Below are 316 nucleotides of genomic sequence, written 5' to 3' on the forward strand. Positions count from 1 at the left end.
GGACACTATTCCTTTCCTCCACCCGTTATACACATTCACCATCACTTCAACGCTACACCCCCCCAGCGCATCCAACCCAATCATCACCATATTCTTCTCCTCCTTCCGTCTTTCCTCAACAACAATAATCTCCCCACCCTCATCATCCTCAACAACAATCACCTCTACCTGTCCTCTCCCAACCAAGCCATAACTCCTACTCCCCCCCATCACCTCCTCCCCTTGCTCCAACCAATCACCCTCGATCTCAACCCCTTTCCCACCCCTAACTTCAAACAACTCACCATCCATCCCCCATTTCCCAACTTACCCACCC

1 protein-coding gene is annotated in these 316 nt (G+C 51.6%); it reads right to left on the reverse strand.

Annotated elements, in window-relative coordinates:
- On the reverse strand, positions 1-291 hold a 291-nt coding region (locus FS628_RS30330), incomplete at its 3' end, for a hypothetical protein (protein WP_145326665.1).
- Positions 292-316: the final 25 nt, after the last annotated feature.

The organism is Paenibacillus xylanexedens (assembly GCF_007676705.1).
Lineage (GTDB): Bacteria > Bacillota > Bacilli > Paenibacillales > Paenibacillaceae > Paenibacillus > Paenibacillus xylanexedens_C.